8 protein-coding genes, 1 pseudogene and 2 riboswitches are annotated in these 11,714 nt (G+C 72.4%); of the genes and pseudogenes, 5 read left to right on the plus strand and 4 right to left on the minus strand.

Annotation, left to right across the window (positions count from 1 at the left end; translation table 11 throughout):
• Nucleotides 1-10: 10 nt before the first annotated feature.
• Nucleotides 11-766, plus strand: a complete 756-nt coding sequence (locus ACPYN5_RS09740; RefSeq protein ID WP_424448785.1) for a CPBP family intramembrane glutamic endopeptidase — start codon at nucleotides 11-13, stop codon at nucleotides 764-766.
• A gap of 200 nt (nucleotides 767-966) precedes the next feature.
• Complete coding sequence (locus ACPYN5_RS09745; protein WP_424448786.1) at nucleotides 967-1,989, plus strand: type IV toxin-antitoxin system AbiEi family antitoxin domain-containing protein; 1,023 nt, start codon at nucleotides 967-969, stop codon at nucleotides 1,987-1,989.
• 40 nt (nucleotides 1,990-2,029) lie between these two features.
• Here ACPYN5_RS09745 and gcvP read toward each other — a convergent pair whose 3' ends face one another.
• The 4 genes from gcvP to ACPYN5_RS09765 all read right to left on the minus strand — a co-directional run bounded on the left by gcvP (nucleotide 2,030) and on the right by ACPYN5_RS09765 (nucleotide 8,014).
• On the minus strand, nucleotides 2,030-4,849 hold the full coding sequence (gcvP, locus tag ACPYN5_RS09750; RefSeq protein ID WP_424448953.1) for an aminomethyl-transferring glycine dehydrogenase: 2,820 nt from the start codon (nucleotides 4,847-4,849) through the stop codon (nucleotides 2,030-2,032).
• 53 nt (nucleotides 4,850-4,902) lie between these two features.
• Nucleotides 4,903-5,286 (minus strand): glycine cleavage system protein GcvH, encoded by a 384-nt coding sequence (gcvH, locus tag ACPYN5_RS09755; RefSeq protein ID WP_424448787.1) that lies wholly within the window; start codon nucleotides 5,284-5,286, stop codon nucleotides 4,903-4,905.
• The gene (locus tag ACPYN5_RS09760; RefSeq protein ID WP_424448788.1) at nucleotides 5,283-6,464 is read right to left on the minus strand and encodes a glycine cleavage system aminomethyltransferase GcvT; all 1,182 of its coding nucleotides are present in this window, start codon (nucleotides 6,462-6,464) and stop codon (nucleotides 5,283-5,285) included. Before ACPYN5_RS09760 ends, gcvH begins: the two co-directional genes overlap by 4 nt.
• 50 nt (nucleotides 6,465-6,514) lie before the next feature.
• A riboswitch (glycine riboswitch) is annotated at nucleotides 6,515-6,603 on the minus strand.
• Nucleotide 6,604: 1 nt separating this feature from the next.
• A riboswitch (glycine riboswitch) is annotated at nucleotides 6,605-6,696 on the minus strand.
• A 145-nt stretch (nucleotides 6,697-6,841) separates the two neighbouring features.
• Nucleotides 6,842-8,014 (minus strand): MarP family serine protease, encoded by a 1,173-nt coding sequence (locus ACPYN5_RS09765; RefSeq protein ID WP_424448789.1) that lies wholly within the window; start codon nucleotides 8,012-8,014, stop codon nucleotides 6,842-6,844.
• Between the two features lie 109 nt (nucleotides 8,015-8,123).
• Here ACPYN5_RS09765 and ACPYN5_RS09770 point away from each other — a divergent pair, with 109 nt between their 5' ends.
• The 3 genes and pseudogenes from ACPYN5_RS09770 to nadB form a co-directional block, all read left to right on the plus strand.
• Nucleotides 8,124-8,819 carry an NUDIX hydrolase gene (locus ACPYN5_RS09770; protein WP_424448790.1) on the plus strand — a complete coding sequence of 232 codons (696 nt, stop codon included), beginning with the start codon at nucleotides 8,124-8,126 and terminating at the stop codon, nucleotides 8,817-8,819.
• Between the two features lie 10 nt (nucleotides 8,820-8,829).
• A complete protein-coding gene (nadA, locus tag ACPYN5_RS09775) occupies nucleotides 8,830-10,143 on the plus strand; it encodes a quinolinate synthase NadA (protein WP_424448791.1) in 1,314 nt (437 codons plus the stop codon).
• A pseudogene (gene nadB / locus ACPYN5_RS09780) lies at nucleotides 10,029-11,666 on the plus strand (L-aspartate oxidase); the annotation flags it as partial. The gene nadA and the pseudogene nadB, both read left to right, overlap by 115 nt.
• Between the last annotated feature and the right edge of the window lie 48 nt (nucleotides 11,667-11,714).

Consider the following 11,714-nt stretch of genomic DNA (forward strand, 5'->3'; position numbering starts at 1 on the left):
CGGAGGAAACATGACGCACGTGTCGCGCACCAGGCTCTGGTGGGAGATCGCCCTCGTCCTGGCGCTGTCGGTCGGCCGATCGGCGTTCTTCTCGGTGCTGTCGTTCCTGCAGGCGGTGACGCGCGAGGTGAGCCTGGGCGATCAGTCCACGTCGCTGAATCCCGGCGCCGCGACCGTCGACCCCTGGTCGGTGGTCTCGCAGGCGTTCTCGCACCTGTTCAACCTCGCGCCGGTCGCACTCGCGGTCTACTTCCTGTGGGAGCCGGGGCGCTCGGCGCTGCGCCGCATCGGACTGGACTTCCGCATGTTCGGGAGGGATGCGGGCGCCGGCATCCTGCTCGTCGCGATCATCGGGGTGCCCGGCCTCGGGCTCTACGCGCTCGGCCGGACGCTCGGGATCACCGTCCAGGTCGGCGCCGCCCCGCTCGACGGCGGGTGGACGGCGATCATGCTCCTCACCCTCGCCGCGCTTCGCGCCGGGCTCACCGAGGAGGTCATCTTCATCGGCTACCTGTTCGACCGGCTGCGCCGCCTCGGCTGGAGCACGTGGACGATCATCCTGTCGACGTCGGCACTGCGCGGCGCGTACCACGCCTACCAGGGGATCGGTCCGATCTTCGGCAACATCGCGATGGGTGTGGTCTTCGGATGGGTTTACCACCGCTGGGGCCGGGTCATGCCGCTCGTCGTCGCGCACGTCGTCATCGACCTCATCGCCTTCATCGGCTACCCGCTGGCAGCGGCGTGGTGGCCCGCGCTGTTCTGACCGTGCGGCTCCGATCCGCGAGACCTCAGGTTCGCCCCGAGACGCTGGGTTGACGCCGGGCTCTCGGGGCGCGGGAGACGTCTCGCGGTTCGGGGGCCGCGGCGGCCGCGGCTCCTGCACAGGGGTGGGGGTGCGGCGGGGTTCGAGAGGGGTGAGAGGGCGCGCGCGGGCGACGGGGCGCGGGCGGCGAGGATGACGGGATGCCCGAGGTCGCCGCATCCGCTCTCATGCCCTGTCCGGTTCCGCTCGTACTCGCCCGCCATCGCACGCACCCGGAACGCGCCGCGCGACGGGGCGAGCTGGTGCCGATCCGCCGCGGCGTGTACGTGCCGGCGGAATCGTGGGGCGGGCTCGCGCCGTGGGACCGCTACGTGGCGCGGGTGCACGCGGTCGCCGCGACCCGTCCGGGGTGCGTGTTCAGCCATGAGTCGGCCGCCGCGCTCCTGGGTCTGCCTGTCACGGGCGACCCGCGGGATGTCCATGTACTCGCGGACGAAGCCGTATCGGGTGGAGACCGCGGCGGGCTGCGCATCCACACCACGCGCGACCGCCGAGAGATCGTCGAGGTCGACGGGATCGCGCTGACCAGCGCCACGGAGTGCGCGATCGACATCGCGCGCGACCGCCGAGAGCTGGTCGGGCTCGCCGTCGCCGACGCGGTGCTGCGGGCGGGCCACGTCCGAAGCGTCGACGTCCTCGTCGCCCGCAACGAGGATCGCGCGAGCAGCCGCGGGCGCCGGCGTGCGCGCTGGCCGCTGCACCGCGCCGACGGCGCGGCCGAGTCGACGCTGGAGTCGCTCAGCCGCGGCACCATCGATCTGCTCGGCTACAGCGAGCCCGAGCTGCAGACGGTTCTGGGGCGTGACCGGGTCGACTTCCGCTGGGCCGACGACGGCGTGATCGGCGAGACGGACGGCGATCTGAAGTACGACGGGCGATTCGGCGACGCTCCGGTGCTGCTGCGCGAGCAGCGGGCTCGCGACGCCCGGCTGCGCTCGGGCGGTGTCCGCCGGGTCGTCCACTGGGGCTGGCAGGATGTCGTCGAGTTCGACCGGCTCGACGGCATCCTGCGCTCCGCGGGCGTGCGTCGCCTGCGCCCCGCCGACCTGGACCGCCTCACGCGCTGCCGCGCCGCTCTCCGCCCGGCGCCCGCCCTGGACCCGCGAGACGTCAGTCTCGCCCCGAGAGCCCGGCGTCAACCCAGCGTCTCAGGGCAGAACTGACGTCTCGCGGATCAGGCGAGGCGGGCGAAGCGGCGCGGGGTCAGGCGAAGGCCTCGGGGGGCGGGCACGCGCACACGAGGTTGCGGTCGCCGTAGGCCTGGTCGATGCGGCGGACCGGGGGCCAGTACTTGCCCCGCACGAGGGAGCGCACGGGATACACCGCCTCCTCGCGCGAGTACGGGTGCGGCCACTCCGCCGCGACGACCGACTCCGCCGTATGGGGAGCCGCCACGAGCGGGTTGTCGTCGGCCGGCCACTCCCCCGCGGCGACCCGATCGGCCTCGGCGCGAATCGCGACCATCGCCTCGACGAAGCGGTCGATCTCGGCGAGGTCCTCCGACTCGGTGGGCTCGACCATGAGCGTCCCCGCCACGGGGAACGACATCGTCGGGGCGTGGAAGCCGTAGTCGATGAGGCGCTTGGCCACGTCGTCGACCGTGATGCCCGTGCGCTCGCGGAGCGGACGGAGATCGAGGATGCACTCGTGTGCGACGAGACCGCCTTCGCCGGCGTAGAGCACCGGGTAGTGCTCGCGCAGCCGAACCGCGACGTAGTTCGCCGCCAGGACGGCGGCCCCCGTCGCGGCGCGCAGGCCGGCAGCGCCCAGCATCCGCACGTACGCCCACGAGATCGGGAGGATGGATGCCGAACCGTAGGGCGCGGCCGAGATCGGTCCGCCGTCGAACGCGAAGCCGCCGGCGTGCTCGGACCGCTGGGCGAACGGATGCGAGGGCAGGAACGGCGCGAGGTGCGCCTTCGCCGCCACGGGCCCCACGCCCGGACCCCCGCCGCCGTGCGGGATGGCGAAGGTCTTGTGCAGGTTCAGGTGCGACACGTCGCCGCCCAGGTCGCCGAACCGGGCGTAGCCGAGCAGCGCGTTGAGGTTCGCCCCGTCGACGTAGACCTGACCCCCGGCGGCGTGCACCGCCTCGGTGATCGCGAGGACCTCGTGCTCGTACACGCCGTGGGTCGAGGGGTACGTGATCATGAGCGCAGACAGGGCAGCGGCATGTTCGGCGATCTTCGCGCGGAGGTCGTCGAGGTCGACGTTCCCCGCCTCGTCGCACGCCACGACGACGACGCGCATTCCGGCCAGCACCGCCGACGCCGCGTTGGTCCCGTGGGCCGACGAGGGGATGAGGCAGACCGTGCGGTCGTCGTCGCCGCGCGAGCGGTGATACCCGCGGATGGCGAGCAGGCCCGCGAGCTCTCCCTGCGATCCCGCGTTGGGCTGGAGCGAGACGGCGTCGTAGCCCGTCACCTCGGCGAGCCAAGACTCGAGCTGGTTCACGAGGTCGAGATAGCCCTGCACGTCGTCGGCGGGGGCGAACGGATGCACGCGGGCGAACTCCGGCCAGGTCACCGCCGCCATCTCCGTCGCGGCGTTGAGCTTCATGGTGCACGACCCGAGCGGGATCATTCCGCGATCGAGCGCGTAGTCGCGGTCGGCGAGGCGCTTGAGGTAGCGCATCATCGCCGTCTCGGAGTGGTGGCTGTTGAAGACCGGATGCGTGAGGTACTCGTCCTCGCGCAGCAGCGCCGCCGGAGCATGCCGCTCGCGCCATGCTCCGGCGACGAAGGCGAACGCGCGCTGCTCAGGCCCGCCGAAGGCCTGCGCGATGCGGTGCAGGTCGGTCGTCGTGGTGGTCTCGTCGACGGAGATCCCGACGGTGTCGTCATCGCGGTGCCACAGCTGGTAGCCGCGCCCGCGTGCGGCGGCGACGATCTCTGCGGCCCGGCCCGGGACACGGACCATCACCGTGTCGAAGAAGGATGCGTGTGCGACCTCGGCACCGGCATCCGCCAGCCACTCGGACAGCAGAGCCGCGTGTCCTGCGACGTTCTCCGCGATGTGGCGGAGGCCCCCCGGACCGTGGTAGACCGCGTACATCGACGCCATCACCGCGAGGAGGACCTGCGCGGTGCAGATGTTCGACGTGGCCTTCTCCCGGCGGATGTGCTGCTCGCGCGTCTGCAGCGACAGGCGGTACGCGGGGTCGCCGGCGGCGTCGACCGAGACGCCGACGAGACGTCCGGGCAGCTGGCGCTCGAGGCCGCCGCGCACCGCCATGTAGCCCGCGTGCGGGCCTCCGAACCCCATCGGGACGCCGAACCGCTGCGTCGTGCCGACCGCGACGTCGGCTCCGAGTGAGCCGGGCGAGCGCAGGAGCGTGAGCGCGAGCAGGTCGGCGGCGACGACGGCGAGTCCGCCCGCCTCCTGGACGGCGGCGATCACGGCGCTCGGGTCCCAGACGCGGCCCGACGCTCCGGGATACTGCACGAAGGCCCCGAACACCCCATCGGACACGGAAGGTGCCGCATCCACATCGGCGAAGTCGACCTCACGCAGCTCGATCCCGAGGGCCCCGGCGCGATGGCCGAGGAGCGCCCGGGTCTGCGGGAGCGCGTCGGCGTCGACGAGGAACACGTTGCTCCGCGACCTCGACGCGCGCCGCGCGACGAGCATCCCCTCGACGACGGCGGTCGCCTCATCCAGCATCGACGCGTTGGCCGTGGCGAGCCCGGTCAGATCCGTGACCATCGTCTGGAAGTTGATGAGCGCCTCGAGCCGGCCCTGCGAGATCTCGGGCTGGTACGGCGTGTACGCGGTGTACCACGACGGGTTCTCGAGCACGTTTCGCTGGATGACGGCGGGGGTGAGGGTGTCGTAGTAGCCGAGACCGATCATCGAGCGCGCCGGACGGTTCCGTGACGCCAGCTCGCGAAGCTCCGCGAGCGCCTCGTGCTCCGCGACGGCCGCCGGGATGACGCTGTCGGGGAGCGGATCGACCTGGATCGCCGCCGGGACGGCCCGCGCGAGGAGGGCGTCGACGTCGGGATAACCCAGCGCGTCGAGCATGCGCCGCTGGGCGCCGCTGTCGGTGCCGATGTGACGGGCGGCGAAGGCGGCGCTCACTGGTCTCCGCCGGTGAGCGCGACGTATGCGGCGCGGTCGAGCAGCCCCGCTGCGGCGTCGGGATCGATCTCGATGCGGATCAGCCAGCCGTCGCCGAAGGGTCCGGCGTTCACCAGGGAGGGGTCGTCGACGACGGCGTCGTTGATCTCCACGACCGTCCCGTTCAGCGGGGCGTAGAGTTCGCCGACCGACTTCGTCGACTCGATCTCGCCGCAGACGGCATCCGCCGTGACGGCCGTTCCGACGGCGGGCAGGTCGACGTAGACGACGTCACCGAGCTTCTCGGCCGCGTAGTCGGTGATGCCGACGGTCGCCGTGGTGCCCGAAAGGGCGACCCACTCGTGCTCGGCGGTGTACTTCAGGGCGTCGAGATCGGTCATTTCTTCCTCCGGTAGAACGGCAGCGCGGTGACGGTGGCGGGGACGGGGGTGCCGCGGACATCGAGAGCGAGCTCGGTGCCGGGCGCGGCGTGTTCAGGGGCGACAAAGGCCATGGCGACGGGGTGTCCGAGTGTCGGGCTGAGCGCGCCGCTCGTGACCTCGCCCACCCGCTCGCCGTCGGGTCCGAGCACGGCGTAGCCGGCGCGACCGGCTCGGCGGCCCTCCGAGACGAGGCCGACGAGGACGGGCGCACCATCGGATGCCCGCGTGGCCAGACCTTCTCGACCGACGAACTCGCTCTTGTCAGCGGCCACGACGCGGTTGAGCCCGGCCTGAGCCGGGGCGATGTCGAGCGAGAGCTCGTGTCCGTAGAGGGGCATGCCCGCCTCGAGACGCAGCGTGTCGCGCGCGGCGAGACCGGCCGGCACGAGGCCCGCGGGGGCACCGTGCTCGAGCAGGGCGTCCCAGAGCAGCTCGGCGTGCTCCACCGGGATCATGAGTTCGAATCCGTCCTCGCCCGTGTAGCCGGTGCGGGCGACGACGACGCTCGCGCCATCGAACTCGGCGGAGGTGAACGCGTAGAACCCGACCTCGTCGAGCGGGATCCCGACGACCTCGAAACCGGGAAGCCCTGCCAGGACGGACTGCGCAGCCGGGCCCTGCACCGCGATGAGCGCCATCCGGTCGGTGATGTCCTCGATGCGCGGCACCTCGGCACCGGCGACGAACGCGAACGCTCCGTCGGACCGGCCTGCGCCCGGAGACGGTCGGGTCGCGCGCCACGGCTCGACGGCGTCCGCCAGCGCACCGGCGACCGCCTCGCGATTGCCGGCGTTGGCCACGACGAGGAAGTACTCCTCTCCCGTGCGATAGACGATGACGTCGTCGACGATGCCGCCGTCGGCGCTGAGCACGAGGGAGTACTTGGCCTTGCCGACCTTCATCCCGGAGATGCGACCCGCGAGCGCGTAGTCGAGGAAGGCGGCCGCCTCGCCGTCATGCACCCAGAACTCGGCCATGTGCGAGATGTCGAACAGCCCGGCTGCCGTGCGCACGGCGTGGTGCTCGGCGAGGTCCGAGGTGTAGCGCACGGGCATGAGCCAGCCGCCGAAGTCGGTGAAGGAAGCGCCGAGGGCGGCGTGACGGTGGTGCAGGACGGTGGAGCGGGGATCTGTCATGAGTTCTCCCGTCGCGGGCGGGCGGCTGCCACGGCTGCGGCATCCGGAACTCCCCCTCTGTCTTGGGCCTGAGAGTTTCACCGGGCGGACCCGGCTTTCACCGTCGGCGGATCCCCGAGGGGATCGCTTTCCAGAGCGGCCGGACGCGCGCGGTACGCGGACCTGAGAGATTGGCGGGGAGGCTTGCTCCTTCGGTGCCCGGAGGGATCCGGGGCTCTCCCGCGTGCGTCATGCGGCCTGTCTTCAGTTGCGCGATCAGCATAGCGCCACCGCGGAACCGCGAGACCCCACTTTCGCCCCGACACCCCGGCGCGAACCCACCTTCTCGGGGCAACACTGACGTCTCGCGGGTCCGGATGGTCCGGATGGGGCGGGGATCAGCGGGTGCAGGCTCCGGCGGGCACCGCGGGGGCCTCGACGGTCACACCCGCGAGGGCGGGCAGCAGCTCGGTCGTGGTCATGGCGTAGCCGCGTCGTTCGTCGTCGGCGCCGCGCGCGAACACGACGCCCGCGACGGCCCCAGCGTCGGTGAGGAGGGGGCCGCCGGAGTTGCCCGGCCGTACGTCCGCCTCGAGTGCGTAGATCTCGCGCGGCGCGCTCGAGTCGTCGTAGATGTCGGGCACGGGAGCCGAGCCGACCGACAGCACGAACGCCGCGCCGCTCGTGAACGGGCCGCCCAGGGGGTAGCCCTGCACCGCGACGGCAGCGCCGGCGGCGACCGGCGGGACGATCGGCAGCGCTGCGGCGTCCAGGCCGGAGACGGCGATCACGGCGAGGTCGTCGACAGGGTCGAAGTAGACGACGCGGCCCTCCCGGGCGTCGCGGCCGGGCAACTCGACGACGGGGGTGTCGACGCCGGCGACGACGTGCGCGTTGGTGACGATCAGGCCTTCGCCCACGACGAAGCCCGAACCGGTCATCGAGACGCCGCAGGCATACGCGGTGCCGCTGATCCGGGCGACGGATGCGGCGGCGCGCTGCAGCTCCGGATCGTCGAGAGCGACGGCCGGCGCGGTCGGCGCGACCTGGGGCTGCAGGAGGTCGCCGATGCGCGGGATGCCTTCGTCGACGACGAAGCCGCGCACCTCGGCGAGCGCCGTGTCGACGGGGTCGGGGGTGATCCCGTCGATGAACGAGAGCACGCGGGATGAGGCGACGGCGGTGGAGACGACGGGCATGCCGCTCGCGGTCACGGCGCCGGCACCGAGGAGCAGGACGAGGCCACCGGCGACGGTCGCGCCGCCGGCGCCGAGGATGCGGTCGAGGATGCGCAGCTTGGCACGATCCACCCCGCGCCGCAGGGCCGCACCGACGGCCGTGCCGAGGGCGGTGCAGAGGCCGATGATCGCGATGGCGCAGATCGCGAGGACGAGCGACCGGTACTCCCAGTCGGCCACACCGGGCGCGATGAGGGGCACGGCCCACACCGCCAGGAGCGACCCGACCACGAGCCCCGCGAGCGAGCCGGCGATGGCGACGAGCCCTCGGGTGACGCCGATGGCGAAGAAGCCGACGAGGAGGATCACGACGATGACGTCGACCAGCAGCACAGGACCTCCTCGGGGGATGGTCACAGCGTACGGCGGTCCGCTGTGAGACTTCCGTTTTGCCGTTCGTGTCACCGTGACTATAAGATCGACGCGAACAGTTAGGGTCACAATGACACGAAGTAGGGCCGACGCGTCGCCCGACGACATCCGGGTCGCCGTCTCGACGGTGATCTTCAGCCTGCGCCACGGCGGCGGCGAGCTGCCCGCCGTCGTCCTGCCCCTCGTGCGGCGCACCCGCGACCCGCACGCGGGCCAGTGGGCACTGCCCGGCGGCTGGCTGGGCGTCGCCGAGAACCTCGAGTCAGCCGCGTCGCGAACTCTCGCCGAGACCACGGCGCTCGCGCCGAGCTACCTCGAGCAGCTCTACGTCTTCGGCGACGTCGGACGCTCGCCGTCGCGCGTCGTGTCGATCGTGTACTGGGCTCTCGTGCGCGAGGACGTCGCCGCCACTCCCCTGCCGGCGGACGAGAACGTCGCGTGGTTCGACACCGCCGCCCTCCCGCCGCTGGCGTTCGATCACGACAACATCGTCGAGTACGCCCTCTGGCGCCTGCGCAACAAGGTGGGCTACAGCCGCATCGCACACGGCCTGCTCCCCGATCTGTTCACCCTCGCCGAGCTGCGCGAGGTGTACGAGGCGATCGGAGGCAGACGCCTCGACCCGGCGAACTTCCGACGGCAGGTCGAGGGCTCGGGCACCCTCATCCCCACGCGTGAGTTCCGCACCGGCAGTCACCGGCCCGCCCGCCTGTACCGCTACAACCACGATGTCGAGCTCGCCGACCGCGGCCCGCTCCCCCGATGAAGGAATGCGCATGACCACCTTCCCGCTCACGCTGGCCCCGCGACCGATCGACCCGAGCGTCGACCACGGCATCCAGGCGATCGTCGCCGGCGCCTCGACCGACGAGACCTGCAACACCGATCTCGCCGCGGGCCCGTGGAGCTTCGACAGCCGACCGGGCTACGGGCCGGGGTCGTCGATGGGCGATGTCATCCCCACCGGCGCGCCACGGCAGGGCGAACTCCCGGAGTACTACCGCACGGCGAGTGAAACCGAGCTGCACGATCGCATCCGCGACGCCAAAGCTGCGCTCGGCGACCGCGTCGTCGTGCTCGGACACTTCTACCAGCGCGAGGAGGTCGTGCGTCACGCGGACTATGTCGGCGACTCCTTCCAGCTCGCGGAAGCGGCGAGGTCGCGCCCCGAGGCGGAGGCCATCGTGTTCTGCGGCGTGCACTTCATGGCCGAGACGGCCGATCTGCTGTCGGCGCCCGAGCAGGCCGTCATCCTGCCGAACCTCGCGGCGGGCTGCTCGATGGCCGACATGGCCTCGATCGACGAGGTCGAGGAGTGCTGGGAGCAGTTGGCGGAGGTGTACGGCGACCTCGACACCCCGGATGCGGACGGGATGCTGCCGATTATCCCCGTCACGTACATGAACTCTTCAGCAGCCATCAAGGGATTCGTCGGGCGGCACGGCGGGATCGTGTGCACGTCCTCGAATGCGCGGACGGTGCTCGAGTGGGCTTTCGCGCGGGGTCGCCGCGTGCTGTTCTTCCCCGACCAGCACCTGGGGCGCAACACCGCCAAGGCCATGGGCGTCCCCCTCGAGCGCATGCCGATGTGGAACCCGCGACGCCCCCTCGGCGGGAACGACGCGGGCGGCATCCGCGATGCGCGGGTGATCCTGTGGCACGGCTTCTGCTCGGTGCACCGCAGGTTCACGGTCGAGCAGATCGAGCGCGCCCGCGCGGAGCACCCGGGCGTGCGTGTCATCGTGCACCCCGAGTGCCCGATGCCGGTCGTGGATGCCGCGGACGAGGCCGGCTCGACCGAGTACATCCGCCGGGCGATCGAGGCGGCCGCGGAGCCCACCACCTTCGCCGTGGGCACCGAGATCAACCTCGTTCAGCGGCTGGCGGCGCAGTACCCGCAGCACACGATCTTCTGCCTCGACCCGGTGGTCTGCCCCTGCTCGACGATGTACCGCATCCACCCCGGCTACCTCGCATGGGTGCTCGACGAGCTGCGCGCGGGGCGGACACCCAACCGCATCCAGGTCTCGGACGATGTCGCGGTGCCCGCGCGCGCTGCTCTCGAACGGATGCTGGCGGCCCGGCCGTGACCCGCCGCGTGATCGTCGTCGGCTCGGGGCTGGCGGGCGGCATCTGTGCGCTGCGCGCCGCCGACGCCGGCTGCGACGTCGTCCTCATCACCAAGGGATCGCTCGGCGAGGGCAACACCGCGCACGCGCAGGGCGGCATCGCCGCCGTGACCGCGACCGCCGACACGTTCTCCGCCCACGTCGACGACACCCTCGTCGCGGGCGCCGGGCTCGGCGAGCGCGACGCGGTGCGCACACTGGTATCGGCCGGCCCGGGCGCCATCGCGGCGCTCGAAGCTCTCGGCGTCGCGTTCGACCGCGACGCATCGGGCGAGCTGCGGCTCGGCCTGGAGGGGGCGCACCGACGGCCCCGCATCCTGCATGCCGGCGGCGACGCGACGGGTGCGGCGATCCAGCAGGCGGTGAGCCGTGCGCTCGTCGCGAGTTCAGTCGACATCCGTACCGAGACGTTCGTGACCGAGCTCCTCGTGGCTGGGGGTGCGGTGCACGGCGTCCGTGCGATCGCAGCGGGCCGGACCGAGACCCTCGCCGCCGACGCGGTGGTGCTCGCCACCGGGGGCGCGGGTCACCTCTACGCGCACACGACCAATCCCGCCGTCGCCACCGGGGACGGGATCGCCCTCGCACTGCGCGCGGGCGCGACGGTGGCCGACCTGGAGTTCGTGCAGTTCCATCCGACCGCGCTCGCCGACGGGACGCTCGTCTCCGAGGCCGTGCGCGGTGAAGGCGCCGTGCTGATCGACGAGCACGGCCGGCGCTTCTGCTTCGATGCGCACCCCGATGGCGAACTCGCTCCCCGGGACGTCGTCGCCCGCGCGATCGCGTCGGCCATGGCACGGCAGGGCGGGCGCCCGGTGCTGCTGGACGCGACGAGGCTCCGGGCGACGCCGGCTGCGACCGCGGCCTTCCTCGCCGAGCGGTTCCCGACGATCGACCGGGCCGTGCGGGCGCGGGGGTGGGACTGGTGCCGGCATCCGGTCCCCGTCACCCCCGCCGCGCACTACCTTATGGGCGGGGTCGTGACCGACCTCGACGGCCGGACGGACCTCCGCGGGCTGTTCGCTGCCGGAGAGGTCGCCCGCACGGGCGTGCACGGCGCCAACCGGCTGGCATCGAACTCGCTGCTCGAGGCCGTCGTGTTCGGGATGCGGGCGGCCGAGGCCATTGCGGCCGACGCCCTCTCGACCGACGCGAGTTCGACCGAGGGGACGACGGCCGGTGCGGCATGCCCTCCCGAGTCCGAGCCCCGAGCGTCGCGTCGACGCCCGGGCGCACCACCTCGGCCCATTCCGCCGATGACCGGCCCGTTCTCGCGCGCGGCCCTGCAGAGGCTCATGTGGCGCCATGTCGGCCTGCAGCGCGACGCGGACGGCCTGGCGCTCGCGCTCGACACGCTCGATGCCTGGTCGAGCGCCCACGGCGCCGCCCGCACCCGGCGAGAACACGAGGATGCCAACCTGTTGCTGGTAGCCCGTGCCGTCACGGCAGCGGCGCTCGAGCGCAGCCACTCGGTTGGCGCGCACCACCGGAGCGATGACACCTCGGCTCTCCCCCGCCGCCGGTCCGGCCCG

Origin of the sequence: Microbacterium arborescens (assembly GCF_049707515.1) — a bacterium.
Taxonomy (GTDB): Bacteria; Actinomycetota; Actinomycetes; order Actinomycetales; family Microbacteriaceae; genus Microbacterium; species Microbacterium arborescens_B.

Bases quoted from the DNA above. Each gene is read 5' to 3' on its own strand.
- ACPYN5_RS09740 (WP_424448785.1), top strand. From the start codon at position 11: ATGACGCACGTGTCGCGCACCAGGCTCTGGTGGGAGATCGCCCTCGTC.
- ACPYN5_RS09745 (WP_424448786.1), top strand. From the start codon at position 967: ATGCCCGAGGTCGCCGCATCCGCTCTCATGCCCTGTCCGGTTCCGCTC.
- gcvP (WP_424448953.1), bottom strand. From the start codon at position 4,849: ATGCTCGACGCGCTGGGTTATCCCGACGTCGACGCCCTCCTCGCGCGG.
- gcvH (WP_424448787.1), bottom strand. From the start codon at position 5,286: ATGACCGATCTCGACGCCCTGAAGTACACCGCCGAGCACGAGTGGGTC.
- ACPYN5_RS09760 (WP_424448788.1), bottom strand. From the start codon at position 6,464: ATGACAGATCCCCGCTCCACCGTCCTGCACCACCGTCACGCCGCCCTC.
- ACPYN5_RS09770 (WP_424448790.1), top strand. From the start codon at position 8,124: ATGACACGAAGTAGGGCCGACGCGTCGCCCGACGACATCCGGGTCGCC.
- nadA (WP_424448791.1), top strand. From the start codon at position 8,830: ATGACCACCTTCCCGCTCACGCTGGCCCCGCGACCGATCGACCCGAGC.